This is a genomic window from Nannocystis sp. RBIL2, from assembly GCF_026626745.1.
In the GTDB taxonomy this organism is placed as follows: domain Bacteria; phylum Myxococcota_A; class Polyangia; order Nannocystales; family Nannocystaceae; genus Nannocystis.
Genome location: NZ_JAPNJW010000002.1, coordinates 1450919 through 1476805 on the forward strand (window position 1 = coordinate 1450919; position 25887 = coordinate 1476805).

13 protein-coding genes are annotated in these 25887 nt (G+C 72.7%); 11 read left to right on the forward strand and 2 right to left on the reverse strand.

Annotated features, from left to right (window positions below; genetic code table 11):
- Positions 1 to 393 precede the first annotated feature (393 nt).
- On the forward strand, positions 394 to 954 hold the full coding sequence (locus tag OV090_RS30985; protein ID WP_267708257.1) for a hypothetical protein: 561 nt from the start codon (positions 394 to 396) through the stop codon (positions 952 to 954).
- Positions 955 to 1040: 86 nt separating this feature from the next.
- On the opposite strand, the gene OV090_RS30990 is transcribed toward OV090_RS30985, so the two are convergent.
- Positions 1041 to 2147 carry a hypothetical protein gene (locus OV090_RS30990; protein ID WP_267708258.1) on the reverse strand — a complete coding sequence of 369 codons (1107 nt, stop codon included), beginning with the start codon at positions 2145 to 2147 and terminating at the stop codon, positions 1041 to 1043.
- A gap of 425 nt (positions 2148 to 2572) precedes the next feature.
- Here OV090_RS30990 and OV090_RS30995 point away from each other — a divergent pair, with 425 nt between their 5' ends.
- A complete protein-coding gene (locus tag OV090_RS30995) occupies positions 2573 to 3799 on the forward strand; it encodes an MFS transporter (protein ID WP_267708259.1) in 1227 nt (408 codons plus the stop codon).
- A 159-nt stretch (positions 3800 to 3958) separates the two neighbouring features.
- On the opposite strand, the gene OV090_RS31000 is transcribed toward OV090_RS30995, so the two are convergent.
- Positions 3959 to 5278 carry a hypothetical protein gene (locus OV090_RS31000; RefSeq protein WP_267708260.1) on the reverse strand — a complete coding sequence of 440 codons (1320 nt, stop codon included), beginning with the start codon at positions 5276 to 5278 and terminating at the stop codon, positions 3959 to 3961.
- Between the two features lie 144 nt (positions 5279 to 5422).
- Here OV090_RS31000 and OV090_RS31005 point away from each other — a divergent pair, with 144 nt between their 5' ends.
- From OV090_RS31005 to OV090_RS31045, 9 genes are all read left to right on the forward strand, one after another.
- Positions 5423 to 6730 carry a phosphatase PAP2 family protein gene (locus OV090_RS31005; protein ID WP_267708261.1) on the forward strand — a complete coding sequence of 436 codons (1308 nt, stop codon included), beginning with the start codon at positions 5423 to 5425 and terminating at the stop codon, positions 6728 to 6730.
- A 100-nt stretch (positions 6731 to 6830) separates the two neighbouring features.
- Entirely contained in the window at positions 6831 to 7901 is a 1071-nt protein-coding gene (locus tag OV090_RS31010; RefSeq protein WP_267708262.1) for a ferritin-like domain-containing protein, read from the forward strand.
- 1232 nt (positions 7902 to 9133) lie between these two features.
- A complete protein-coding gene (locus tag OV090_RS31015; protein WP_267708263.1) occupies positions 9134 to 18682 on the forward strand; it encodes a tetratricopeptide repeat protein in 9549 nt (3182 codons plus the stop codon).
- Between the two features lie 145 nt (positions 18683 to 18827).
- The gene (locus tag OV090_RS31020) at positions 18828 to 20036 is read left to right on the forward strand and encodes a hypothetical protein (RefSeq protein WP_267708264.1); all 1209 of its coding nucleotides are present in this window, start codon (positions 18828 to 18830) and stop codon (positions 20034 to 20036) included.
- 32 nt (positions 20037 to 20068) lie between these two features.
- Entirely contained in the window at positions 20069 to 20935 is an 867-nt protein-coding gene (locus OV090_RS31025) for a hypothetical protein (RefSeq protein WP_267708265.1), read from the forward strand.
- Positions 20936 to 21192: 257 nt separating this feature from the next.
- On the forward strand, positions 21193 to 21438 hold the full coding sequence (locus tag OV090_RS31030) for a hypothetical protein (RefSeq protein WP_267708266.1): 246 nt from the start codon (positions 21193 to 21195) through the stop codon (positions 21436 to 21438).
- Between the two features lie 514 nt (positions 21439 to 21952).
- Positions 21953 to 23878 carry a DUF4215 domain-containing protein gene (locus tag OV090_RS31035; protein WP_267708267.1) on the forward strand — a complete coding sequence of 642 codons (1926 nt, stop codon included), beginning with the start codon at positions 21953 to 21955 and terminating at the stop codon, positions 23876 to 23878.
- A gap of 229 nt (positions 23879 to 24107) precedes the next feature.
- Positions 24108 to 24512, forward strand: coding sequence for a hypothetical protein (locus OV090_RS31040; RefSeq protein WP_267708268.1), 405 nt, complete (start codon positions 24108 to 24110; stop codon positions 24510 to 24512).
- 58 nt (positions 24513 to 24570) lie between these two features.
- A complete protein-coding gene (locus OV090_RS31045; RefSeq protein ID WP_267708269.1) occupies positions 24571 to 25866 on the forward strand; it encodes a leucine-rich repeat domain-containing protein in 1296 nt (431 codons plus the stop codon).
- Positions 25867 to 25887 lie beyond the last annotated feature (21 nt).

Consider the following 25887-nt stretch of genomic DNA (forward strand, 5'->3'; position numbering starts at 1 on the left):
CCAGTCGCAGAGGATCAAGACGTCATGGACCTGCTGTGACAGCATGAGCAAGACCATCCGCGAGGCGCTCGCAGCGACCGCGACCTGGGCGCCGAGGCGGCGCCTGCAAGCCCAGGCGCCTCCCGAAGACTCCTGGTGGGGCGACTCCGGGGGTGTGCGCTGCGCCGCCGCAGGGGGCGCCTCGTTCACGGTTCGGTACGGCGGCCCGGTCGAGTCGAGGAAACCGGCGTACCCCGAATGGGAGTAGCGGACCGCACAGGGTCGTTCGTTGTCCGCCAGAGTCCGCCTTCTCTCAGGCGGTGACGACGCTCCCCCGGCGAGCGCGCGAACCGCCTCGCAGCCACACGAGCCAGACGCGAGCCCGCGCGCAGCGGCTCAGTAGATTTCACGACCATGGACGACATGCTCCGTCATCAGCGCCCCATGGTCATGGCCAACATCATCACCGGCGCCACCGGCGTAGCCGCGACGGCCATCCCCTCGCGCTCCGTCGAGGCTTCGCGCGCGGCGGCGTCCATCGGCCTGCAATGTGCCCATCATTGGACCGGCGACGCCGCCCGAGCGACGGCGACCCGGGCCACAATGTCCCATCTCCTGCGAGCCACGATCCGGATCGGTGCAATTGGGCTTGCCGTCGACGCCACCGTCGGCGCGGTCAAGGGTCTGCTCGCCTACCAGCGCGGAGAGATGACCGGCGAACAAGCGTGTGCGCACGCGGCCGTCGAAGCCGGCACCCGCGTCGTATCGACCTCGGCTGGCGTACTCCTCGCGGCCTGCGCGGTCGCCCTCACTGGCGGTCTCGCTGCCCCCGTGCTCCTGACCATCGGGAAAGGCGGTGCAGCCGCCACGAGGCTCGGTCTACGCCGCCTGCTCGACGCGCGGAGCTCACGGTCACCCCAGGGAGCCTCTGCTGCGGTCGCTACCCCGGATCTACGCGTCGTCAACGACGGGTGAGCAGCACGCACAGCCAAACCTCGTCGCTGCGGCGCCCGGGCCGAGGTGAGGTGATGTCCAGCGTGCCGCCCCGTGGACATGTCTTATTATTCGCAGGCGACGCGCACGTCGACGACCTCGCCGGAGCGCTGCTGGCCGGCGGTGCGGTAGACGAAGCTGGCGCGCTCGAGGCCGCAGTTGCCGCGCGCATCGCACTCGCGGCGAGTGGTGAAGCCGAGGTCGATCTCGACGATCTCGAAGCTCGCGAGCGGCAGCATCTCCCACCCGCTCGAGCGACGGTCGGCGTCGTGGTCGGCCCACAGCATCAGCTCGCCCCAGTGCGCGTCCGCGGCGGTGATCTTGCCGTCGCGGTCGCTGTCGAGCTCGGCGAGGGCCTGGAAGCCGTTATGCACACCTGACCCGAAGGACAGGCGGGTGGCGGCGCCGAACAGCTCCTGGCCGCCGTCGATGCTGCCGTTGCCGTCGCGGTCGAGCGCGAGCCACGGGGTGGCGGCGGTCGGCCAGTCGGCGCGGGCGCAGCTGCCCGCGCCGCCGTGGATGTCGAAGTCGGCCGCCGAGGCGGAGGTCGGTGCGAACTCGATGGCGTCGCCGAAGCTCAGCACCAGCGGGGTGTTGCAGTCTTCCCAGTTCCACACGTGGCGGCCGGTCTCCTCGTCGACCATGCAGCCCATGTCGATGTCGAATTCTTCCTCGCCGAAGCCGCACGACTGGCTGTCGCCCGGCTTGCACTCGTCGGCCTCGCCGCACTCGCCCCAGCGCGTCTCGCCGGTGTCGGGGGTCGCCTCGTAAGCGACGCAGTGCTGGGTGCCGCCGTCACAGGCACGCGAGTCGCCCTCCTTGGCGCACGTCTCCGTCAGACAGGCGGTCCAGATGTGGCTGTACTGATCGAGCGACCAGACGCAGAACTCGAGGCCGGCGACGCCGCCGATCTGACACTCGCCAGACAGCTGGGACTGGTCGCAGATCTCGCCCGCACGGCCGAAGTCCGCCTTGGGCTCGGGCTCGGGCTCGCCTTCGTCCTCACTCTTGATCTCGCCCTCGCTGTCGCCCTCGCCTTCTTCGGCGCCCTCGCTGTCGGCCTCGCCGGCCGTGGAGTCGCCGTCGTTCGCGTGGTGACCCTCGACCTTCGAATCACAGGCCGGCAATGCGAGGAAGAGCGAGGACAAGGTGAGGAGGCGGGTCGTGGTCGTCATGCGGATGTCGCCTTAGCAGGGGCCGTGCCAAGCCGCCCAGGGGACGTGCAGGCGACGTGGACGCCGTTTGCAGCGCGGGTCGGAGAAGCCCCTGCGACGAGGCTGGAGCCCACCGGCGTCCTGGTCTGACGGGAGTGTCGTGCGCTCTCGCCGGGGCGAGCCACGCCAGCGACGGCCGGCGGGCGTCGGCCAGCATCGCGGCCGAGCGGGTCGAATCGCGGGCGCACATCTTCGAGGGAGCCGAGGCGAGCGGGCACCAGCGCTGGCGACTTCGGGATCTGCGCCCCCGCCGCGGACGGAGAGGCGGTCCCTCGCTGAGAGCGCGCAGGCGCCCTCGAGCACCTCGCTCCGGTGCAGGTGCGCCCCGCCCCATATTAAAAGCGCGGGCGCCAAAGCCCCCTGCAGCCGCGCGCAGCCTCGCCTTCATGCCCGAGCCCACCGCCTCCTCGCGTCATCTGACCACGCTCCTCGTGCTCGCCTACCTCGGCTTTGTCAGCCTCGGGCTGCCCGACGCGGTGCTCGGAGTGGCCTGGCCGTCGCTGCGCGCCGCCTTCTCGCTGCCTCAGGCGGCACTCGGCGCGCCGCTGGCCGCTCTGGCGGTCTCGTACTTCCTCTCGGGGCTGGCGGCCGGCAGCCTCATGCGCCGCGCGGGGATCGGCGCGCTCCTGGCAGGCAGCACCGCGATCGTCACGCTGGCGGTCGCGGGGTTCGCTTCGGCGCCGAGCTTCGGCGTCTTCCTCGCCGCGGCGTGCATCGGAGGCTTCGGCTCCGGCGCCATCGATGCCGCGCTCAACGCTTACGTCGCGCACAACTTCGGCGCGCGCCACATGACCTGGCTTCACGCGGCCTACAGCTTGGGCGCGGCGCTCGGGCCCGCCCTCATGACGGCAGTCCTCGCGCGCGAGGCGGGGTGGCGCACGGGATACGCGGTCCTCGCCGGGGCGCTCGGTGTGCTCGCGGTCGCCTTCATCCTCACCCGCCGGCGCTGGGACGAAGGCGCCGCCGCCACTGCCCCGGACGCCGCCACCTCCACCGCGAGCGCCGAGCAAGACGCCGGGCCTCACGTGCTGCGCCGCCCTCGCGTGTGGCTGCAGCTCGGGTTCTTCTTCCTGTACACGGGCCTCGAGATGTCTGCGGGTCAATGGGCCTTCACCGTGCTCACCGAGGCGCGGGGTCTCGACGAATCTCAGGCCGGTACCCAGGTCAGCCTCTACTGGGCGAGCCTGTTGGCGGGCCGCATCGTCCTCGGCTTCGTCGTCGAACGCGTGGGCCCGGTGCTCCTCGTGCGCCTCGCCACCGCGCTCGCCGTGCTCAGCGCGGCCGTGTTCGCTCTCCCCGGCCTGCCGCCGGTGGCGGCATTCACCGGCCTCGCGCTCCTCGGCTTCGCCCTGGCCCCCATGTACCCGGTTCTGATGGCCGAGACGCCGCGCCGCATGGGGTCGCACGCGGCCCACGCCGTGGGTTTTCAGGTGAGCGCCGCGACCGCGGGCATCGCCGCCATGCCCAGCCTCGCGGGCCTGCTCGGCCAACGGCTCGGGCTCGGCGCGATCCCGTGGTTCCTGGTGGGCACCGCCGTGGCGCTCGCGCTCCTGCACGAGACGCTCGTGGCGACCGTGGACCATCCAGGTCACCCTCGCTCATCGCCGCGATGAAGGCCAGGCGGCCGCAGCACGACACCGTGGGCGCGCTTCCTCGTGCCGCCCGCGCCCCAGTGCCGTCACCCTTTGCCAGGGCTTTGCCAGAACCGGCCACTTTGCCAGGGATGGATCGTAGCTGGTGGCGGGAAGTAGCCCTCGCAGCCGGTCAGCCGCTCATCGCTTCGGCGGCCTGTACCCCGACACGATCGTCCGCTTGCGCCCCTCGAGCTTGTCGAGCTGCGCCTCGAGCCCCTCGCGGCGGGCGTACGCGCGGGCCAAAATCAGCGCCACGTACTCGCCGAGCGAGTCGGCCGCGATCGTGGCCACCAGCGCCTGATCGTGGCGGAAGCGGATCACCGGCGCCGCGTTCGCCTCCGACTTCGCCCCCGTCGCCAGGAAGAACAGGTCGCCGGACGGATCGCTGCCGAGCGGGATGGCCTTCTTCGCCGGATCGAAGCCGCGCACGTCGTAGCGCCCGCGGCCGCTCGGCGGGTCGTCTGCCTCCTCCTCGTCGTCCTCGATCGTCCCCCTCATTTCGCGGAACAGCTGGCGCATGCGCGCCGGCGGCCCGAAGTCGCGCGATCCGAGCGCCGCGTGCGTCGCCAGCAATTGCCTCAATTCCTGCGGCAGCCGGGCGCTCACGTGATTCGCCAGCGCCTCGATCTCGCGCGCCCGCGCCGGTCCCTTCGCCGCCACCTCGGCCGGCGTCAGCTCCCACGCGGTCATCAGCGCCAGCGCCTCCGCCACCGTGTGCGGCAGCTGCTTCGGCAGCCTCGCCAGCACGATCCCCGGCGCCATCGCCTTCGGGATGAGCTTCGCCCGCAGCAGCAGCGCTCGCAGCCTGTCCGCCCCCGAGCCCGTGATCGTGGCAGTCGCCGCCACCAGCCGCGCCAGGGCCACCGGGGCCGCCGGCCCGCGGTTCGCCGGGAGCAGCGAGTTCCCGTCCGCCAGCACGCGGAACAGCAGCCACAGCCGCTCGTCGTTCCACTCGATCTTCATCAACCCGTCCGCGACCGCCTCGCCGTCCGCGTACGCCAGCAAGCGGCTCACCGCCTCGCCCGCCAGCTTGAACCCGACCTCGTTGTTCGGGTTGTACTCGCCGAGCGCTTCGATCGCCGCTCGCGTCGTCCGCCGCAGCCCGCTGTCCAGCAGCGCCACCAGCAGCGGGATCGCCGACAACCCCAGCGTCGCCGCCGGCCGGAAGCCGTGCGGCACCCCGAGAGTCTCCGGATGGGCCGCGATCGCCCGCAGGAACGGCCCCGCGAGCCCCTCCAGCGTCGACGATCGATCGGCCCCCTCGACCTCGAGGAACACGTCGAACGCCTTGAACGCCACGCTGCCGGGCCGCGGCCAGCCCTCGCGGCACGCCGGCGCCGCGGCCAGCGCCTCCAGCTCGCGCATCAGCGATCCAGCCGCCGCCGCGTCCCCGCCCGCGGCCGCCGTCGCCAACCCCGTCAATCGCGCCTCGAGCTCCGCGTACGTCCCGGTCTGCATCGCTGGACGCCAATGTAGCCCGACCCGGCCGTCCTCAGCCAGCGCAGCGCGATCGACGCGCCTTTGAGCCCGCAATCACCTGTCCCCAAAGCCATCTCCCTCGGCGCCGCCGGGCCGCGATTGGGCATACTCGTCCGACCGAGCATGTCGCGCTGCCTGTCCCTGGCCCTGGTCCTCGCCCTCGCCGCCCCGCCTGCGGCCGCCCACCCGCTGGCGCGCCCCCCCGGCCCGGGCGCCTGGCAGCCCGCCGGGCCCTCGGGACATGTCTCGGATGACATGCCCGAGAGGACACCCTCGCTGGCCCTCCCGTCGGCGGCCGCTCCGTCCTCCGCCGCCACCCACCTGTCCCCAGGGATATCCGCCCTGGCCGCGGCCCCGACCGTCCCGCCGCCCGCCTCTGCGCACCTGTCCCCAGAGACAGGCCTCCTGACCACGATCCCACCCGCCAACCTGGCCCTACGGACAGCCGTCACGCCATCGCCCGCCCCGCCCCTCGAAGACACGTCCTCGGGGACAGCCAATCCGGCCGCCCCCGGCGACATGTCCCCCGGGACAGCCGCCCCCGCCCCGCTCGATCCCTCCCCAAATGCCCCGGAAGACATGTCCTCCGGGACATCTCCGCCGCCCGTCCCCACCACCCCCGCCGCCGATCCCCCGCTCCCGCCCGCGCCGCCGGCCCTCCCGCCGCACCTCATGCGCCTGCGGCCGGCCGTCGACGTCCCCGTCATCGCCCTCGGCCTCGTCATGTGGCTCGGCACCGATCTCGCGGCTCGCGACATGCGCTGGTCCGGCTGTCAGACCTGCGACCGCAGCCACATCAACGGCCTCGATCGGCGCGTCCTCGGCAACGAGAGCCTCGCGGCCGCCCACGCCTCCGACGCCCTCCTCTACACCGCGATCGCCGCCCCGATCGTCGCCGACCTCGCCGACACCCTCGTCGCCGGCCGCCGCGCCCCCGGCTCCTACCGCCACGCCGCCGGCGGCTGGGCCCGCGACGTGGTCGTCCTGTTCGAGGTCCTCGCCGTCAACGTCGGCCTCAACAACCTCGTCAAGTACGCCGTGCGCCGCCCGCGGCCCTACAGCTACGAGCCCGAGAGCGACCTCGGAGACGTCCAGGCCGAGGAGGCGCGCCTGTCCTTTTATTCAGGTCACACCTCGACCGCCTTCGCCATGATGAGCGCCTGGGCCACCCTCTTCACCCTGCGTCACCCGCGGGCCCGCGCCGCCGTCCCGGCCTGGCTGGTCGCAGTCGGCCTCGCCGCCACCACCGGCGTCCTGCGCGTCGAGGCCGGCAAGCACTTCTGGACCGACGTCTTGTTCGGCTCCGTCGCCGGCACCGCCATCGGCGTCCTCGTCCCGCTGCTCCACCGCAACGATCGCGGCCGCCGCTTCTCCGCCGGCATGAGCCCCACCCCGCGCGGCGCCCTCGTCAGCCTCACCGGCCGCTTCTGACAGCAGCGGCCTCTGCCGTCGCAATCACAACACTGCGCGATCGACTGGCCGCATTCGCACGCGCGGTGGGGGCATCGGCCGCGTGCTAAGCTCCTCGCGCATGCTCGGCGACCGTCGACTCTCCCTCTTGTTCGCCTCGCTCCTCGCCGAGGTCACTGCGAGCGGGTGCGGAGCCGACGACCCCTGTACTTACGAACAAGTCACTGCGATTGGCGCCAACCGGCTCGCGCCCTACATCGAGGACGGCAACCTCACCCTCGCCGAGTGCCAGGTCCTGTGCCCCATGAATCCTGCGCCGCCGCCTTCCGCTGGCCCTGACGAGCCGAGCAGCACGAGCTCGAGCACCTCGACCACCGGCGACACCCCCAGCGACACCACCACCGACCCCACCTCGACGACCGCCGCGACCACCGGCGCCGTCGACGACGACGCCGCCCCGCGCACGTCCACCGTGCTCGGTTGCGCCGCCATTCCCGCCAGCAAGAGCGACATCCGCTGCCAGTACGAGACCTCCTGCAAGGGCGGTCGGCGCCCCGCCGGCCTCTGCTCCGAGGGTCGCAGCGGCGGCGACGATCCCATCGCGCGGTGGTTCGCCGAGGTCGCGCACCTCGAGGCCGCCAGCGTCCCCGCCTTCGAGCGCCTCGCCGCCGAACTCCGCGAGCACGACGCCCCCGCCGCTATGATCGCCGCGGCCCTCCGCGCAGCGGTCGACGAGGCCCGCCACGCTGACCTCCTCGGCGCGATCGCCATCCGCCTCGGCGGTCGCCCCAGCCCCGTCGAGCTCGCGCCCACGCACGGCCGTTCGCTCGTCGAGCTGGCGATCGAGAACGCAGTCGAGGGCTGCGTCGGCGAGACCTGGGCCGCCCTGCTCGCCGCCCATCAGGCGCGAGCCGCCGAGGACCCCGAGATCCGCGCCTGCATGATCGAAGTCGCCGCCGACGAGGCCGCCCACGCCGACCTCGCCTGGGCCATCGACGCCTGGATCGCCCCCCTCCTGACCGCCGACGAACGGACCCGCCTTCTCACAGCCCGCTCGCAGGCCGCCCGCGCCCTCCGCGATCCGCCCCCCCGCGACGAAGCCCTCGAACGGCGCGCCGGCCTGCCCGCACCCGACCTCGCGCGCCGCCTCTGGAAAACCCTCGACCGCGAACTCTGGTCCGCGGCCGCCTGAACCCGGCACGCCACCGAGCTCCAATCACCGAATCATGGCACCGCCCACGCGAGCCTCCGTCGCCGGAATCATCATCGTCGTCGCCCTGCCTCCGCGCGCGATGAGGCCTCACACGATCGTCTCCGGAAGACGCACGCAGCCCGAATCGTGAATCGCGTCTGTCGGCGGGCCAGCCCTGACCGTCGAATAGACGCTCCTGTCGTCGTCACGCCCCGGACCCGCGCGCCCATGCGCGAGCGATTTTTTTTCGACCGCGCGCTGCGACAACGGATCCGTCCGCCTGTCATGCCCGCAGGAGGCCGGATCACGCCAGCGTCGTGCTCGACCGCGGCCTCCGCCTGCGCCACGTCGCGAGCCTGCGCGGCCGTCGACTGCATCGAGCGATACACCTGCACCTCGCTGCCTGACCTGCCGGAACCCCGTCATCCTCATCGAGCACGAGCGACGAATCGCCCTGCCCGCTATCGCCATTCGTCATTCTGCGCTTGCCGATGCCCATTGCATGCAGCATCGCGTCAGCTCTCGTCGGCGCCCACCAGAATATCGGCGCATCGGGCATCCCGCGAGCACGATCGCCCCGATCCCCCATCACGACAATCACGGCACCGAAGCCGAGCACCGTCCCCGAAAACATCATCGTCATCTCTCGCCACCCGAGTTCCCCGAGTCCTCACACCAATCGTCTCCGACAGACGCACGCCGCCCGGTTCGTGAAATGGCGTCTGTTCGGCGGCCAGCCCTGGCCGTCGAACAGACGCCTCGCGCTCTCCGCCAGGCAGCCTCTGCATCGAAGCCCACGACGGCGTGCGGGCCTCTCACGGCTGCAGCCGTGCCAGGGGTCCGGGGAAGCGGCGGCCGCGAATTAGAGGCGAGATGGGCGCGAGGAACGAGTGTCCATCTCGCCGGTTAACTCGCGGCCGCCGCTTCCCCGGACCCCCCGCGAGGCGCAGTCGGCAATATGCTGACCGCCGAGCCCCCCGCGCAGAATCCCTCACCCATTCACGAGCGCGACAGCGCCCCGACGATCGGGCCTTCCGCCCCCAATCGCCGACCCTCCGTGTCCCGCCACGCGCGCGATCTTGCCCACGGTCACCTGTCCGCCCGCAAACCACACGCCAGGGCGGCCGTGGTACCTTGGGCGGCCCCGCTCGCGGCCCACGCCCATGCCCGAAACCGCCGTCGCGCCCAAGCGCCAGCCCTCGCCTCACGATCTGCCTTGCCCGCTGCCGCCCGTGGCTCATGGAGAGCCGCCCGAGCTCGGGGCGTTTCGCGCCAAGCCCAGCGACGACGCCTTCTTGAAGCTGCGACGGGCCTTCCGCGAGGCCGAGAACTGGAGCGCCCTCGCCACCTTGCTCGTCGTGCACGCTGCAGCGATCAGTGGCCCGCCGAAGGTCGCCGAGCTGTGCGTCCAGGCCTACGAGCTCTGGTACGACCGCGTCAAGGACAAGCCCCAGGCCGCCTACGCCCTCGTGCGCGCCCTCCAGGCCGAGCCGCACAACAGCCGCGCCTACGAGCAACTGCGCAAGGTCTACGGCGAGCTCGGCAGCCTCGACGAGCTTGCCACCTTGCTCAAGTTCCGCCTCGACCACCTGCGGCGGCACGATCGGGGCGCGGTCCCTGGCGCGCTCGTCGAGCTCGGCAAGGTCGACGAGCAGCGCTGTCAGGTCGACGAGGCCATCGCTTGCTACAGGGCCGCGCTCGAGATCAACCCCCAGGAGCGCGACGCCAGCGATCAGCTCATCCGGCTTCATCTCCAGGCTGGCGCCTGGCTGCGCGTCATCGATCTGATCAACGCCGAGCTCGCGCGCACCGACAACGTCCGCGAGCGCGACCGCTTCGCCGCCCTTCACCTCCGCCTCGCGCGGATCGAGGCCGAGCAGCTCGAGAACATCCCCTCCGCCGCGCTCCACCTGCAGGCCGCGCTCAAGGCCAACCCTGACGACGTCGCCGCCCTGCGGGCCTTCGGCGCCCTCTACCTCGGCAGCGGCAAGGCCAGCGACGAGGGCCTGCAGAAGGCCGCCGACGTGTTCTTCCGCGCCGCCAAGCTCGCGCGCAGCCAGGGCGACGACAAGATCGCCTACAGCCTGCTGCGCCGGGCCATGAGCCTGCGTCCCGACCATCACGAGGCCGGCAACGCCCTCGCCGAGCTGTTGATGGCGCAGGAGAAGTGGATGGAGCTCGACGACCTCTACGGGGCGTGGATCGGCTATGTCACCGAGGCCGACAGCTACGGCCTGTGGCTGTCGCGCGGCGAGCTGCTCGAGACTCGCCTCGCCCGCCGCGAGGAGGCCCGCGCCTGCTACGAGCAGGCCTCGCGGCTCGAGCGGCCCGGCGGCGACGCCTGGCTGCGCCTCGAGGCCTTGCTGGTCGAGCTCGGCGACAACCACGGCCTCGTCAGCCTGTACGAGCGCTGGTCCGAGCAGGACCCCGGCGGTCTGCCGACCGACAAGCTGCTGTGGGCCGCCCGCGTCGCCCGCGAGGACCTCGGCGACGAGGAGCGGGCCGCGGTCAGCTTCTACCGCGTGCTCGAGCGCGAGCCCTTCAATCACGAGGCCTTCGAGGGCTACAAGGAGCACTGGCGGCGCAAGAACAACTGGTCGCACCTCGCCGGCCTCATCCTCTACCAGGGCGACCAGGCCCTGCAGATGGGCGGCGGCCCGGACAGCCCGCTCGCTCGCTCCGAGTTCGCCGAGCACTTCGTCGAGCTGGCCGAGATCTACGAGCGCCGCCTCGGCGACCTCGCCGGCGCCCTCGACGCCTGGAACCGGCTCGCCCTCGCCTACCCCAACGACTGGCGCCCGCGCGACCAGATCGCCCGCATCGACAAGCGCGCGCGCATGCTCGACGCCAACCTCGCCACCCTCGAGGCCGAGCTGCAGCGCACCGTCGATCCGCAGCGCCGCTTCGAGGTGTTGCGCCGGCTGTCGCAGGCCCACCGCGAGCGCATGACCGACCCCCAGCGCACCATCGTCCTGCTGCAGGAGATGCTGGCGCTCGCGCCCGGCCACGAGGGGGCCCTGCGCGCGCTCGCCGAGATGTACGAACGGACAGGTGCTTACGACCAGGTCATCGACCTGCTGCGGCGCCAGCACGACGTCACCCGCAGCATCTCGCAGCGCGTGGTCCTGCTGCGGCGCATGGCCGAGCTGTGGCAGCACGAGCTGCACAGCCCGCGCGAGGCGCTGTGGGCCTGCGAGCAGATCCTCGGCTACAGCCCGTCGGACATGGACGCGGTCCACCGCATGCAGGGCTTGTGCGCCGAGCTCGGCGACGCCGGCGGCGAGTACGAGGCGCTGTCGCGCGAGCTCGGCCTCGTCGGAGACCCGGCCCAGCGCACCCGCATCATCCGGCGCATGGCCGATGTCGCCGACCGCAAGCTGCAGGACCCGCAGCGCTCGGCCCAGGCGTGGACGCAGCTGCAGGCCGGCGACCCGCACAACCTCGAGGTCACCGACAAGCTGATCGCCGCCTACGAGGCGCTCGGCAACCGCGAGGAGCTCGCCAACCTGCTCGGCAAGGCCGCCAGCTCGGCCCGCACCCCGCCGATCCGCCAGCTCGACTATCTCATGCGCCTGGGCCACGTCGCCGAGTCGTCGCTCGGCGACGCCGACCTGGCCTGCTCGGCCTTCGAGCGCGCGCTGCGGATCCACCGCGACCACCGCGGCGCCACCGAGGCGCTGACCCGCCTCTACCGCAACCTCGGCAGCTGGCACGGCCTGGCCGCCTCGCTCGGCACCCTGCAGGACATGGCCGACAGCGACGAGGAGGCGCTCGGCATCGGCTGGGAGCGCGCCGAGGTCCTGGCCGACCGGCTCGACAACCCGGCCGCCGCCATCCGCGTGCTCGAGCAGCTCAGCTCGAACGCCGCCGTCGGCAACCGCGACGTCGCCCTCAAGCTGCTCGAGCTGTACGAGCGCGCCGGCCAGTTCGACCGCCTGATCCGCCACGCCGAGATCCTCCTGCTCTCGGCGCTCGAGACCGACGAGCGGCGCGAGCTGTTCTCGCTGGTCGCCCGCACCTACGTCGTCAACCTCAACGCCCCGCACAAGGCCATCGCCGCCTTCCAGCGGTTCATGCGCGAGGAGCCCGACGACGGCGAGGGCCTCAAGATCCTCGGCGAGCTGCAGGCGCTGGCCGGCGACCACCAGGCCACCCTCGACACTCTCGGCAAGCGCCTCGAGAGCCTCACCGACGCCGCCCAGCAGGTCGTCACCCTCGAGCAGATGGCCGAGGTGTGCGAGTTCGGGCTCGGCCACGCCAAGCGGGCGCTCGCGCTGCTCGGGCGGGCCCTCGGCATCGCCCCCGGCAGCCGCGACCTCAAGCAGAAGATCGAGGCGTTCGCCGAGCGCCACGGCATGTACAAGGACCTGCTCGTCGTCTACGGCGAGCGCTTCACCGAGATGAGCGGCCGCGCGGAGAGCCGCGGCCAGATCGACCTGTGCCTCGGCGCCTCGGCCACCGCCGAGAAGAAGATCGGCGACCCCGACCTCGCCTTCGCCTGGGCCCGCAAGGCCTACTTCGTGGCCCTGCGCGCCGGCCTCGACGCCGGCACCGTGCTCGACCGCCTCGAGGGCCTGGCCCAGGCCCACGGCCTGTGGCCGCAGATGCTCGACGTCAGCGAGCAGGAGCTGGCCTTCCAGGAGAAGACCCCCAACTACGGCGACTACGGCACCATCGCCCTGTTGATGTCGGCCGCCGAGATCGCGCGCGAGCGCCTCGGCGACCCCGCGCGCGCGATCGGCTACCTGCAGCGCGCCTACAAGCTGCGCCCCGACGACGACGACCTCGGGCGCCAGATCGAGGCCCTCGGCGAGGCCCACCAGATGTGGCAGGCGCTGATCGACCTGCAGGAGCTCAAGCTCGGCCGCGCCAAGACCGGCCTCGGCCGCTTCGACGCCTGCGTCGCCATCGCCAAGATCTACGAGCGCCACCTCAACGATCACAAGCGCGCGTTCCAGTGGCTGCGGCGGGCCGAGACCGACCTGCGCCCCGCCGATCCCTCGCTCGCCGAGGAGGCCGCCGGCCTGATGACCGAGCTGGCCCAGCGCCACCAGCTCTGGCCCGAGCTCGCCGATCACCACCGCGGCCTCGCGCTCGCCAAGCTGCAGCGCAACGAACGCGGCGGCCTCAACCAGCTCAAGGACTCGGCGCGCATCGACTACGAGAAGCGCCAGGACCCGCTCGCGGCCCTGCGCACCCTGCGGCTCGGCGTCGCCTACGACCGCGACGGCACCGCGCTGATGCCCGCGATCGAGGCGATGGCCGCCAAGGTCGACGAGAAGCGCAGCCCCGACACCCCGCCGACCGGCGCGCTCACCCTGCTGTCGGTCACCCAGCAGATCATCGGCCAGACCGTCGACCCCGCGCTCAAGCTGTCGCTGCTCAAGCGCCGCGCCGAGCTGCGCGCCGGCCTCGGCGACACCGCCGGCGCCATCGCCGAGTGGCTGCGCGCCCTCTCGCTCCACCCCGGCAGCGAGGAGGCCCGCTTCGAGCTCGACCGCCTGGCCGAGCGCGACAACCTGTGGCACCTGCTCCTGCTCGCGCCCGCGAGCGAGCTGGCCTTCGGGACAGGCAAGGCCCAGCAGGGCAAGCTCCTGACCCAGATCGCCGAGCTCTACGAGAACTGCCTCGGCCGGCCCGAGTACGCGCTCAGGGCCCGGATCGCCGCCTGGAAGCTGCAGGGCGACCTGCCCCCCGAGACAGGTGAGCTCGGGCCCGTCCACAGCAAGATGTGGCACCTCGCCAGCCTGACCGGCACCTACACCGCCCCGCCGCCGGCCCGCGACCCGCTGCTGTGGCCGCAGATCGTCCCGCCCGAGCTGGCCGACCGCGACCAGTGGCGCAAGCTCGGCCTCGACCCCGACACGCTCGCCCCGCGCATGGCCGTCAAGGCCCGCAAGAAAGAGGAGTCGAGCGTGATGGAGCTCGACGACCTCGAGGAGGTGTCGCGCCCGACCGCCGAGATCCAGCTGTCCGAGCTCGAGCCGCTCGAGGAGCTGCGGCGCGGCGGTGGCAAGGAGGTCGTCGCCCGCCCGGGCAAGACCGTCCGCAGCGAGACGCACACCAACATCGTCGACCTCGCCGACCTCGAGCCCGTCGAGCTGTCGGCCACCGCGGTCAAGATCCGCGCCCCGCGGCCGGCCCGCGGCGAGACCGACATCGTCGACATCGCCGACCTCGAGGCCGTCGAGGCGTCCGGCTCGGTCAGCGTGCGCGCGGCCGGCCTGCCGCGCCAGGAGAGCGGCGTGTTCGACCTCGCCGACCTCGAGCCGATCGAGGACAGCCTGGTCGGCCCGGCGCCGAAGCGCCCCAGCGCCGAGGTCTCGGGCGTGCTCGACCTCGACGAGATGCTCGAGCTCGACGACGACGCCCCGCGCCCGGTCGCCCACAAGCGCTCGCTGCCGCGGCCCGCCGCCAAGCCGCTCAAGCCGACCCCGCCGCGCCCGCCGGGCGGCAAGCCGGTCGCCAAGGCCCCGCCGCCGGCCCGCCGCCCCGCCGCCCCGCCGCCGCCCTCGCGCCCGCCTGAGCCTGTCCCTGCGGCCAGCTTGCCGCCGCCGCCCCCGGTCGCCAGCCGCGAGCTGATCGACGCCGTCACCGCCGGCCTGCCGGCCCTGCCCGAGCTCGACGCCCCGGTCCTGCCCGGCCGCCCGTCCGCCAGCTCCGCCTGGCACGAGCTGGCCCACGCCTACGCCTCGGTCGTCCCCGCCAGCAAGTCCGAGCGCGCCGGCCTGCAGCGCCTGCTCGCTCGCCTGTGGGACGAGGGCGCCGGCATGCCCGACGCCGCGCTCGAGCGCTACGAGGAGGCCCTCGCGCTGGTGCCCGACGACGCGGTCGCGCTCTCGGGCCTCGTCCACATGGCCGAAAGGACAGCCGACCCGGAGCGCCTGATCGCCGCGCTGTCGCGCCTGCTGTCCGACCTCACCCTGCCCGAGCACATCGTCGCCTATCACCTGCGCCTCGCCGACCTGTACGAACAGACAGGTCAGCCCGAGCGCGCCGAGGAGCAGTACCGCGGCGTGCTCGCCGTCTCGGCGAAGCACCTGGGCGCGCTGCGCAGCCTGGCCGCGCTGCACGCCAAGACCGGCCGCGAGCGCGAGGCCGCCGAGGCCTCGGCGCGCCTCTACGACGTCGAGGCCGACGGCCTCCCGCTGGACGAGCGGATCCCCCGCGTCCTGCAGCTCGCGCGCGACCTCGCCTACCGCGCCGACCGCTCGCTCGAGGCCATCCGCCGCCTCGAGGCGCTGGTCAAGGAGACCCCCGAGACCGCCGACGTCCACGCCGAGCTGATCGAGATCCTCCAGCGCGAGGGCCTGTGGGTCCGCGCCGTCGAGGCCCTGCGCTCCGCCGCCGAGGTCGTGCCCAACCCCGACGCGCGCGTGCGCTGCCTGGCCCGCGCCGCCACCCTCACCGAGGAGCGCCTCGGCCAGCCGGCCGCCGCGATCGCCGGCTGGTCCGAGGTCCTCGACCACAACCCCGGCGACCCCGACGCCCTGGTGCGCCTGCAGAGCCTCTACCTGCGCACCGAGCAGTACGCCAAGCTGCTGCCGATCCTCGACCGCCGCCTGGCCCAGGTCGCGCCCGGCGACCGCGACGCCCGCATCGCCCTCCTCGTCGTCAAGGCCCGCGCCCTGCAAGAGGGCCAGGGCGACGAGGCCGCCGCGCAAGGGACCCTCGAGACCCTCGCCGCCGAGGCCCCCGAGAACGACGACGTCGTGCTCGGCCTGTCCCGCCTCTACCGCAAGGGCGGGCGCATGGATGACGGCGTCGAGATGCTGCGCCGGCGCCTGGCCGAGATCGTCAGCGACATGGAGGTCCGCGCCGAGCCGCTCGACGAGGAGCCGCTGCCGTTCGACATCCCCGAGCCGGTCTCGCCGGCGCTGGCGGCCCGCCGCGTGCGCATCGCCGAGGCCCTGGCGACCGCCCTGGCCGAAGAGGCAGGTGACCCCCGCGGCGCGCTCGAGACCCTCGACGAGGCGCTCGCCGCCGCCCCGCCGGAGGCCGCGCTCGGCCTGCAGCAGCGCCGCGTCGCCCTCGCGCGGACCCTCGGCGACGACCGGGCCCTCACCGTCAGCCTCGCCGCCGTCGGCGAGCCCGACGGCATCCTCGAGGCCGCCGCGATCGCCCGCGACCGCCTGCACGAGCCCGAGCTGGCCGCCCAGCTGTTCACCCGCGTCCTCGCCGAGCTGGCCCCCGGCGCCCCGCAGCGCAGCCGCCGGCTGTCGCAGGCGATCGAGGGCCTGGTCGGCCTGCGCCTGGCCGCCGGCGACCTCGACGGCGCCGACGCCCTGCTCGACGCCCAGCTGGCCCAGATCGACGACCCCGAGATCCGCGCCCGGATCCTCACCGAGAGCGGCCGCGCCCTGCTGCGCGGCGGCCAGGAGCTCGCGCGCGCCCGCCAGCGCTTCGAGGCCGCCCTCGCCGCCGACCCCGACTACGCGCCCGCGCGCCTGGCCCTCGGCGCGGCCCTCATCGACGCCGGCCTGCACGCCGAGGCCGAGGCCATCCTCGAGGCCGCGGTCGAGGCGTTCGGCCTCACCCGCGATCAGCCGCGCCTGGTCGAGGGCCTGCTGATGCTGGCGCACCTGTTCGAACAGACAGACCGCGCCAACGAGGCCTACCGCCGCCTCTCGATGGCCCTGCGCCACGTCCCCGACGACCTCGAGATCCGCGCCGCCATGGCCCACAACCGCGCCGCCGCCGGCCGCCACCGCGACGCAGTCGCCGCCCTCGAGCCGGTCGAGCAGCGCCTCGCCGCCGGCACCCCGGTCCCGCCCGAGCGCGCCCCCGTGGTCGCCGACCTGCTGATCCTCGCCGCCGAGTGCGACGCCAAGCAGAACGCCCCCGCCGAGCGCCTCGCCGCTCGCTACGCCCGCGCCCTCGAGCTGGCCCCGCGCCACCGCAAGGCCCGCGCGGCCCTGGCCCAGCTGGCCCAAGAGTCAGGCAGGCTGGTCGACGCCGCCGAGCACACCCTCGCCCTCGCCGACCTCGAGCAGGACCCCGAGGCCCGCGGCCGGGCCCTGCTCGCCGCCGGCATGCTGTTCCACGAGGCCGCAGGGGCCGCCGCCGAGACCGGCGAGGAGACCGTCGTCAGCGTCTCCGCGCAGAAGATCCTCGGCGCCGCCTTCGACGCCGTCCAGGCCGGCCTCGCCCTGATCCAGCACATCCCGCACCCGGTCCTCGACCGCCGCCAGCTCGAGGCCGCCTTCTGGACCGCCGTCTCGCGCAACGCCGGCATCGCCCTCGGCTGCCTCGACCGCCTGCTGCACCACCCCGACCTGCGCGACGCCAAGCGGGCCGGCTTCCTGCTCGAGGGCGTCAAGATCGCCCTCCAGCGCGGCGAACCCGGCGACCCCGAGCGCGCGCTCGGCTACGCCCGCGCCGCAGTCGAGCTGCTGCCCGACGCCGCCGCCCCGATCCACGGCCTCGTCGACGCCCTGCGGGCCGCTGGTACCGTCGACGAGATCGAGCCGGCGGTGCGCGCCTATCTGGCCAAGGACAGCGTCCAGAAGCCGCCTGGTGACCCACGCGAGGCCCGCGATCGCCAGCGCCTGCTGGTCCGCCTGGCCGACCTCGTGGTCCAGGCCGAGCCCTCGCCTGACCCGAAGGACAGCCGACCCGCGCAGGCGATCCGGCTGCTCGAGCGGGCCGCCGAGCTCGACCCGACCGGCCTCGGCCTGGCCCCGCGGCGCCAGCTCGCCCGGCTCTACGCCGACGAGAAGATCCAGGGCCCGCAGGTGCGCAGCAACTCCGACGCCCTGCTCCACCTCGACCCGCTCGACGAGGCCAGCCTGGCCGCGCTCGCCCGCCACTGCGCCGAGAACGGCGAGGAGGGCCGCGCCCACGCCATCCACCAGCTCTTGCGGATCGTCAGCCCCGGCCACGCCGAGGCCGGCGCCTTCCTCACCAGCCACGAGCTGCTGTCGGTGCGCAGCGGCAAGCTCGACCCCGCCACGGTCATCGACCCGGCCCCCGCCGACGCCGGCGTCGTCCCGGCTCTCACCGCGCTGTGGGAGGGCGCCGCCGAGCTGCTCGCCGAAGAGCTGCCGCGCCCGCAGTTCAGCGAGGCCGCCTGGATCGAGGCCGAGACCGACAAGGACACCCTCCTGTGGAAGGTCTGGACCGAGCTCGGCACGCAGATGCCGGCCCAGGGCGTGCGCCTCGCCGACGTCGAGCTGCTCCCCGACATGCGCGTCGAGGGCGGCTGGACCAGCGTCTCGTGCGTGCACCCGCCGGTGATCCTCGTCGGCCCGGCCGCCCGCGCCGAGACCACCGCCCCGCGGCTGCGCTTCGCCCTCGGGCGCGCGATGTTCTTCACCCGCCCCGCCGCGATCCTCGTCTCCGGCCTGCCGAAGCCGCTGTTCGCCGGCGTCCTCGCGGCCGCCCTGCAGGCCTTCCACCCGCGCCACACCCGGCGCGTGCGCGCCCGCGACGAGGCCGACCTGGCCACGCGGCTCGGCCAGACCCTCGCGCGCAAGCTGCCGATCCGCCTGGCCCGCCAGCTCAGCACCGGCTTCAAGGAGCGCGAGCAGGAGGGCTTCGACAGCCGCGACTGGCGCGCATGGGTCCAGCGCTCCGGCGACCGCGTCGGCCTGTGCCTGTCGCGCAACCTCGGCGCCGCCCTCGACATCCTCGGCCTGCCCCAAGAGCCAGGCGAACGCAGCGCCGCCCTCAAGGCCCGCGCGGCCTTCGACGCCGACCTGCGCGACCTCCTGGTCTTCGCAGTCAGCCCCGCCTACGTCGGGGCCCGCCGCGCCCTCGGCTTCGAGGTCAAGTCGCGCTGACGCGCCCCTGAGGCCGTCCTCGAGGCCGCGAGCCCGCCAGGGGCTCGCGGCCTCGTCGCATTCCCACGCCCCTGTCTTTTGATTCAGCTCGCCTCGCCTCGCGCCTCTTGCGGCCCCGGCTGAATCGTGGACAAATCCCTCGAACATGCCCACCGCGCCGCGTCTCCGGATCTCGCTGCAACTGAGCGTCACGGCCCTGGCCCTGCAGGCCTGCCTCGACCCCAACGCCAACACCGAGACCGAGTCGACCGCCACCGGCCCCGGCACCACCACCAGCGTCGACACCACCGGCGTCTCCCCGAGCGACCCGACCACGGGCGAACCGACCACGAGCGAGCCCGCCACCACCGCCGAGCCCGTGTGCGGCGACGGCTTCGTCGACGCCGACGAGCAGTGCGACCTCGGCCCCGACAACGCCGACGACGGCGCCTGCACCTCCGACTGTCGCAACGCCACGTGCGGCGACGGCCTCGTCGCCAAGGACGCCGAGGAGTGCGACCTCGGCCCCGACAACGCCGACGACGGCGCCTGTACCACCGCCTGCCTCCTGCCCGCCTGCGGTGACGGCGTCCTCAACGGCGACGAGGTCTGCGACGACGGCACCAACGACGGCACCTACGGCAGCTGCCTCGCCGACTGCAGCGCCGCCGCCCCCGGCTGCGGCGACGGCCAGGTCGATCCCGAGAACGAGGACTGCGAGGACGGCCCCGACTGCCTGCCCACCTGCCGGTACGCCCACAGCTGCCTCGAGTGGCTGGAGGCCACCCCCGAGGCCGTCAGCGGCGTCTTCAGCGTCCGCCGCGAAGGCATCATGGACCCGATCGACGTCTGGTGCGCCCTCGATCCGGCCGTCGACGGCGGCGGTTACACCTTCCTCAAGGTCGACGTCGCCGGCGGCATGAACCCCAACCCGGCCACCGCCGCCACCGCCGAGGCCGCCTGCGCCGACTGGGGCATGCAGCTGTTCGTCCCGCGCAGCCCGGCGCACCTCGGCGTCGCCTACGAGGTCGCCACCGGCGACAATCTCGAGCCGGTCGGGGGCGGCACGGTGAAGAGCGGCGCCGATTACCTGCAGATTTTGGGGATCTATCCAGTCACCGCGGGCGAGAGCTGCGTCGACGCGCCGCTCAACGGGCTCGACTGTCCCGAGTGGCGCGCCGGCGACGACCAGGCGTGGTTCGTCAGCGACGTCGCCGTCGGCAGCGGCGAGCCCGACGAGCTCGGGGCGTGCGAGGGCTGTTCGATGCTCTACCAGTGGAACCAGGACGGCAGCGTGAAGAGCTACAAGGCCCTGCCCCAGCCGGGCGGCTACAGCTTCCGCTTCCTGTGCGACACGGGCGATAAATTGCCCTGACGCGCCCCGCGGGTTTATGTCATTTTTTCGCCATGGCTCGCTTACCTCGCAAAATCGCGCTCCTGGCCCTCCTGGGGCTCGCGTCGGCCTGCATCATCGGCGGCGGCAACACCACGAACGACTCCGACTCCGACACCGGCGAGTTCGTGTGCGACGACCCCAACTCGTACCTCGACGGCGAGACCTGCTACTGCAACGACGGCTTCGAGTACTGCACCGACGACCCGAACGACCTGTCCTGCTGTCCGGTCGAGGACACCACCACGGTCTCGAGCGTCGGCACCACCACCGTCGAGCCGACCTCGACCAGCGAGCCGACCACCACCACCGGCCCGACCACCGAGTCGACCACGCTGCCGGAGACCAGCTCGACCACGACCACCACCGAGGCGACCGCGAGCACCACCGAGACCACTGACACCAGCGAGGGCACCACCACCGGCGGCGTCGAGTGCCAGGGCGAGCAGCCGCCGCCCGAGAACTGCCAGAACGGCCAGTTCTGGTGCACGATGACCGAGGCCTGCGGCCCCGAGGGCAGCCAGGTCTACCGCTGCGACGGCGCCACCTGGGTGCTCGAGCCCAACCTCGCCAAGGACAGCTGCAGCTTCGACGGCTACGACTTCGCCTACGGCTGCGTCGACACCGGCAAGACCGTCGAGTTCATCTGCGGCGACGGCCCCGGCACCGCCTGCGAGAACAGCGACCCCGCCAGCTGCGAGGACGACACCAACCTCAACACCTGCATCTACGGCAAGCTGTCGCAGTTCGACTGCTTCGTCCAGTGTACCGAGGTCGGCGACGCCATGATGGCCCTGTACGACCACGGCTTCTGCGGCGACGACATGGGCACCTCCGTCTGCCTCTGCTGCGACATGGGCGAGCCCGGCTGCCCCGTCTGACCTGTCCCACAGACCAGGTCCGCCCGCGCGACCGCCACCGCGGGCCGGACCTGTCCCACCGGCCAGGTCCGGCCGCCCCGGGCGGACGCGCGAACGGCTCCGTGGCCAGAACCTGCCCCATCGGCCAGGTCCGGCCGGACCGGCCGGACGACCGCGCCGCGAGCGAGCAGAGCCGCCCTCGCGCGGCTCCCGGCGGCCCGTTCGCCCGCCGTCCGACCAGCGTCGCGCCGCCGCCCCGGACCGGCTACCATCCCCGCGTGACTCGCCTCTACAACAAGCAGACCGGCGCCCTGATCGGACCTATCACCGACGACCAGCTGCGCGACCTCATCGATCTCCTCGTCGAGGAGAGCGCCGACGACCGCGACTACTACATCGACCGCGACACCCTCGATTACCTCGAGGAGAACCAGGTCGACGCCGAGCTGCTCGCCCTCCTGCGCAAGCACGTGCCCGAGGAGGGCGAGGGCATCGACATCGAGTGGCGCGACGAGCCCGCCTGAGCTCTTCGCATTGTCGATGCTCTCGCTGCCCGAGGCGACGCGAGCATCGACTTCGAGCGGCCCGACCCGCCGGCGTGACCCGGCCCCGAGCTGCTCGCAGAGCTGCCCTGAGGAGGGCGAGCGCATCGACTTCGGGTGGCGCGACCCGCCGGCGTGACCCGGGTCCGGACGCATCCCCTTCGCCGGCATCGGCGCCGAGTCTTCCCACGGCGCGCCTCCTCTCGACCCGTCCTCGCCACGGAAGCGATCGCTGCGCTCCACCTTCGTGGTCCTCGCCTCGCCCGCGTGAGGACCCGCCGCGCCTGCCGTCTTCTCGTCGCTATCGCGCGGCGGACTGCTCCGACCTGACGGCCGCGTAACGGTCCGCGCACGGACGCGCTGCATCTTTCCTCCGACGCTGCTCCGCGGGCGCGGCTTCGGCCGGATGGGTGGGCTCAGGGCGCACCTGCCCGCGGACGTCGCCTGCGGCGGCGCGAGTTGCCGGCCTTCGCTCGACTCTCGTACCCTGGCGAGCATGCTCGCTTACAGCTTCGCTTGTCGTTCGCTGGGTCTCGTGATGCTCGCCTCGGCCCTCGCCTGTGGTCGCACCGACACTGCAGTGCTCACGGACACCGGCACCGGCACCACCGACACTGACGGCACCACCACTGCAGGCAGCACCACCGGCCCCGACTTGCCGACCACCACCGCGCCGACTACCGAGACCGGCACGATCGGCGGCACCGAGACCGGCACCACCCTCGAGCCGACCACCGGGCCTGCCACCGACACCGCGATCACGAGCACCGACGGCACGGTCACCGACGGCACCATCACCGACGGCACCACCACCTCGACCACGACTTCGACCTCGACCACCACCACCACCGGCGAGACCGACAGCACCACCGGCCCGCCGCCGATCTGCGGCGACGGTCAGGTCGATCCGGGCGAGGAGTGCGACGACGGCGACCTCGTCGACCTCAACGCCTGCTCCAACGCCTGCATCGCCGCCGTGTGCGGCGACGGCATCGTCCAGGAGCTCGTGGGCGAGGAGTGCGACGACGGCAACGACATCGAGGGCGACGGCTGTTCGACCGGCTGTCGCCTCCCCGTCTGCGGCGACAGCATCGTCCAGATCACCGAGGAGTGCGACGACGGCAACCTCGACGACGGCGACGATTGCACCAACGCCTGCACCACCGCCGTGTGCGGCGACGGCGTCGTCCAGGTCGGCGTCGAGCCGTGCGACGACGGCAACGACCTCGACAACGACGACTGTCTGGTCGGCTGCATCCTCGCCGAGTGCGGCGACGGCATCGTCCACGACCTGCTCGAGGCCTGCGACGACGGCAACGACGTCAACGACGACACCTGCACCAACGAGTGCGCCCTCGCCACCTGCGGCGACGGCATCTTGCAGATGGACGAGGAGTGCGACGACGGCAACGCCCTCGACGACGACGCCTGCACCACCCTGTGCAAGCTCGCGGTGTGCGGCGACGGCTTCGTCCTCGCCGGCACCGAGGCCTGCGACGACGCCGGCAACAGCCCCGCCTGCGACAGCGACTGCACCCTCCCGCAGTGCGGCGACGCCCACCACAACCCGGCCAGCGGCGAGGCGTGCGACACCGGCGGCGACAGCCCCACGTGCGACAGCGACTGCACCCTCGCGGTGTGCGGCGACAAGACCGTCAACGGCGCCGCCGGCGAGACCTGCGACGCCGGCACCGAGACCGCCACCTGCGACGACGACTGCACCGCCGTCGTCTGCGGCGACGAGGTCCTCAACGAGAGCGCCGGCGAGGCCTGCGATCACGGCAGCCAGACCTCCACCTGCGACCTCGACTGCACCTTCGCCGCCTGCAACGACGGCGTCATCAACAGCGCCGCCGGCGAGAACTGCGAGGACGGCAACCTCGCCGAGGGTGACGGCTGCAGCTCGAAGTGCAAGGCGCACAAGGTCGTGTTCGCCACCAGCCAGGGCTTCGACGGCAACCTCGGCGGCCTCGCCGGCGCCGACATGAAGTGCCAGGCCGCCGCCCAGGCCGCCGGCCTCCCCGGCACCTACCGCGCCTGGCTGAGCGACGACACCGGCACCCCCGTCACCCGCTTCACCAAGTCGGCCATCCCCTACGCCCGCCGCGACGGCGTCCTCGTCGCCAACAACTGGGCCGACCTCATCGACGGCAACATCGCCGCCGCCATCAACCTCTCCGAGCTCAAGACCCCGCCCGGCTCCGACGCCAACGTCTGCGGCGGCGTCTCCCAGCTCACCTTCACCAACACGATCACCAACGGCACCATGTTCACGGACTTCACCGATTGCCAGAACTGGACCAGCAACGCCCCCGGCTTCACCGGCGGCGGCCAGTGGAACAAGGCCGACGGCCTGTGGACGCAATTCGTCTGCCAGCAATCGTGCGCCTGGAAGAAGCCGATCTACTGCTTCATGCAATAGGGCCTGGGCTTTGAGAATCGCGTGACTGCGCTCGCAGTTCGTCTGAGGCAGACATTCTGCCGACACACGAGAGCCCGCGAGTCCCCAGGACTCGCGGGCGTCGACCTGCGTCCGCAGCTTCGAGCAGGTGCAGCACGAGCGACATGGCCGCGCGAGCTCGATGAGCGCTGCGGCCCCCGACTCTCACCAGAAAATTTCGACTCCGCGTCGGGGGCAGCCGCTCATCGTCATGATCGCGGTGCCGCTGACGCCGCTCCTCTTCTTCCTCATGGTGTGGTTGCAGCTGCCCATGTGGACCCTGCTCCTCGCGGGGACCGTGTGGCCGCAACTGGTGTGCGGCCTCGTGGAACGGCGCATCCGTGGCGAGCTCCGTCTTCGAGCGCTCGACGCGGGTCTTCACGCGCTCGCGCCGTTACCCGCGGAGCCGCTGCGGTCGAGCGAGCTCGCGTTCATCCTGCTCGCCGGTCTCGGGGCCCTCGGAAGTACCCTCGCGGTCGCTGCGGCCTGGGGCGTAGGGCCGGCGCTCCTGACCGCGCTGGTCCTGGTGGTGGTCGAACGTCACTTCGTACGGCGACGCGACGTAGCAACCGCAGAAGCTCAATCGCGGCGCAACGACGCTTGCATCAGCCCGTGAGCCCGCCGCGCCGGCCTGCCCGCCGCGCGTCCGCGACTGAAAATGATAGGCTGCCCGGATGTCGCCCTCCCGTCGTCCGGGCCCCTGCACTCTCGCCGCGCTGGCCCTGTTCGCCTGCGGCCCGACCCCCGGCAGCGACCCGACCACCGACGCGAGCACGACGACCGCCACGAGCTCCACCGAGCCGTTCGTCGACACGACGACGACCGGCACACCGATGACCGGTGAGCCGACGACCAGCTCCGACACGACCGTCGCCACGACCGTCGACCCGACGACGACCGGCATCGACCCGGGCACCACGAGCGACACGACCACCACCACGACCAGCGACGGCTCGACCACCGCCGATGCCGACTGCACCGTCGTCGAGTTCACCGAGCCCGCGCTCGAGGCCGCAGTGCGCCTGGCCTACGGTCTACCGCCCGGACCGATCGCCGGCGACGCGCTGACCGGCCCGGGGGGGATCGTCGTCGCCAAGCTCCAGCATGGCCCGATCGCCGACCTCACCGGGCTGGAGTGTGCGACCGGGGTCGTGAGTCTGACCCTGGTGGGCCACGAGGCCTTGACCGACATCTCGCGGATCGCGGGGCTGACCAAGCTCGAGTGGCTCGAGCTCTCGGAGACCGCGGTCACCGACCTCTCGCCGCTGGCAGGGCTGACGGCCCTGAAGAATCTCTACCTCGGCAGCATCCCGGCGACTGACATCAGCCCGATCGCCGGTCTGTCCGCCCTCGAAGTTCTCAGCCTGCGAGCCTCGCCGAGCACCGACATCTCGCCCTTGCAGGGCCTCGCGGCGCTCAGGCGGCTCGACCTCGGCCATACCCTCCCCGTCGACCTCTCCCCCCTCACCGGCCTCGTCACCCTCGAGGAGCTCGACCTCGCCGAGTCCGAGGTCACCGACCTCGCGCCGCTCGCCGGCCTGCCGGCGCTCGTCCGGCTCGACCTGACCCACTCCGCGGTCACCGACCTCGGGCCGCTCGCCGGCGTGCCCAAGCTCGAGCGGCTGTTCATGGCCGACACCGAGGTCGCCGACCTGTCGCCCCTGACGGGCCTGCCGATCCTCTACCTCTACGCCCCGTCGTGTGCGATCACCGACCTGAGCCCGATCGCCAGCTTCCCGATCCCGGAAGTGATCGACCTCAGCGACAACATGATCGTCGAGGTCGACGCTCTCGCCGGCGTCGACTGGATGGTCCCCGAGAATACGTGCGCCATGCTCCTGCTGGCTGGCAATCCGCTGTCCGCCGAGGCCAAGCAGCAGCTCCCCGCCATGTGCGAGGCCACCGGTGTCAGCTTCGAGGCCGGCGTCCTGCAGTGCATCACCGACGCCTGCATCCCCCCGCCGCCCTGAGCTGCCGTCGAACCCGGCTGA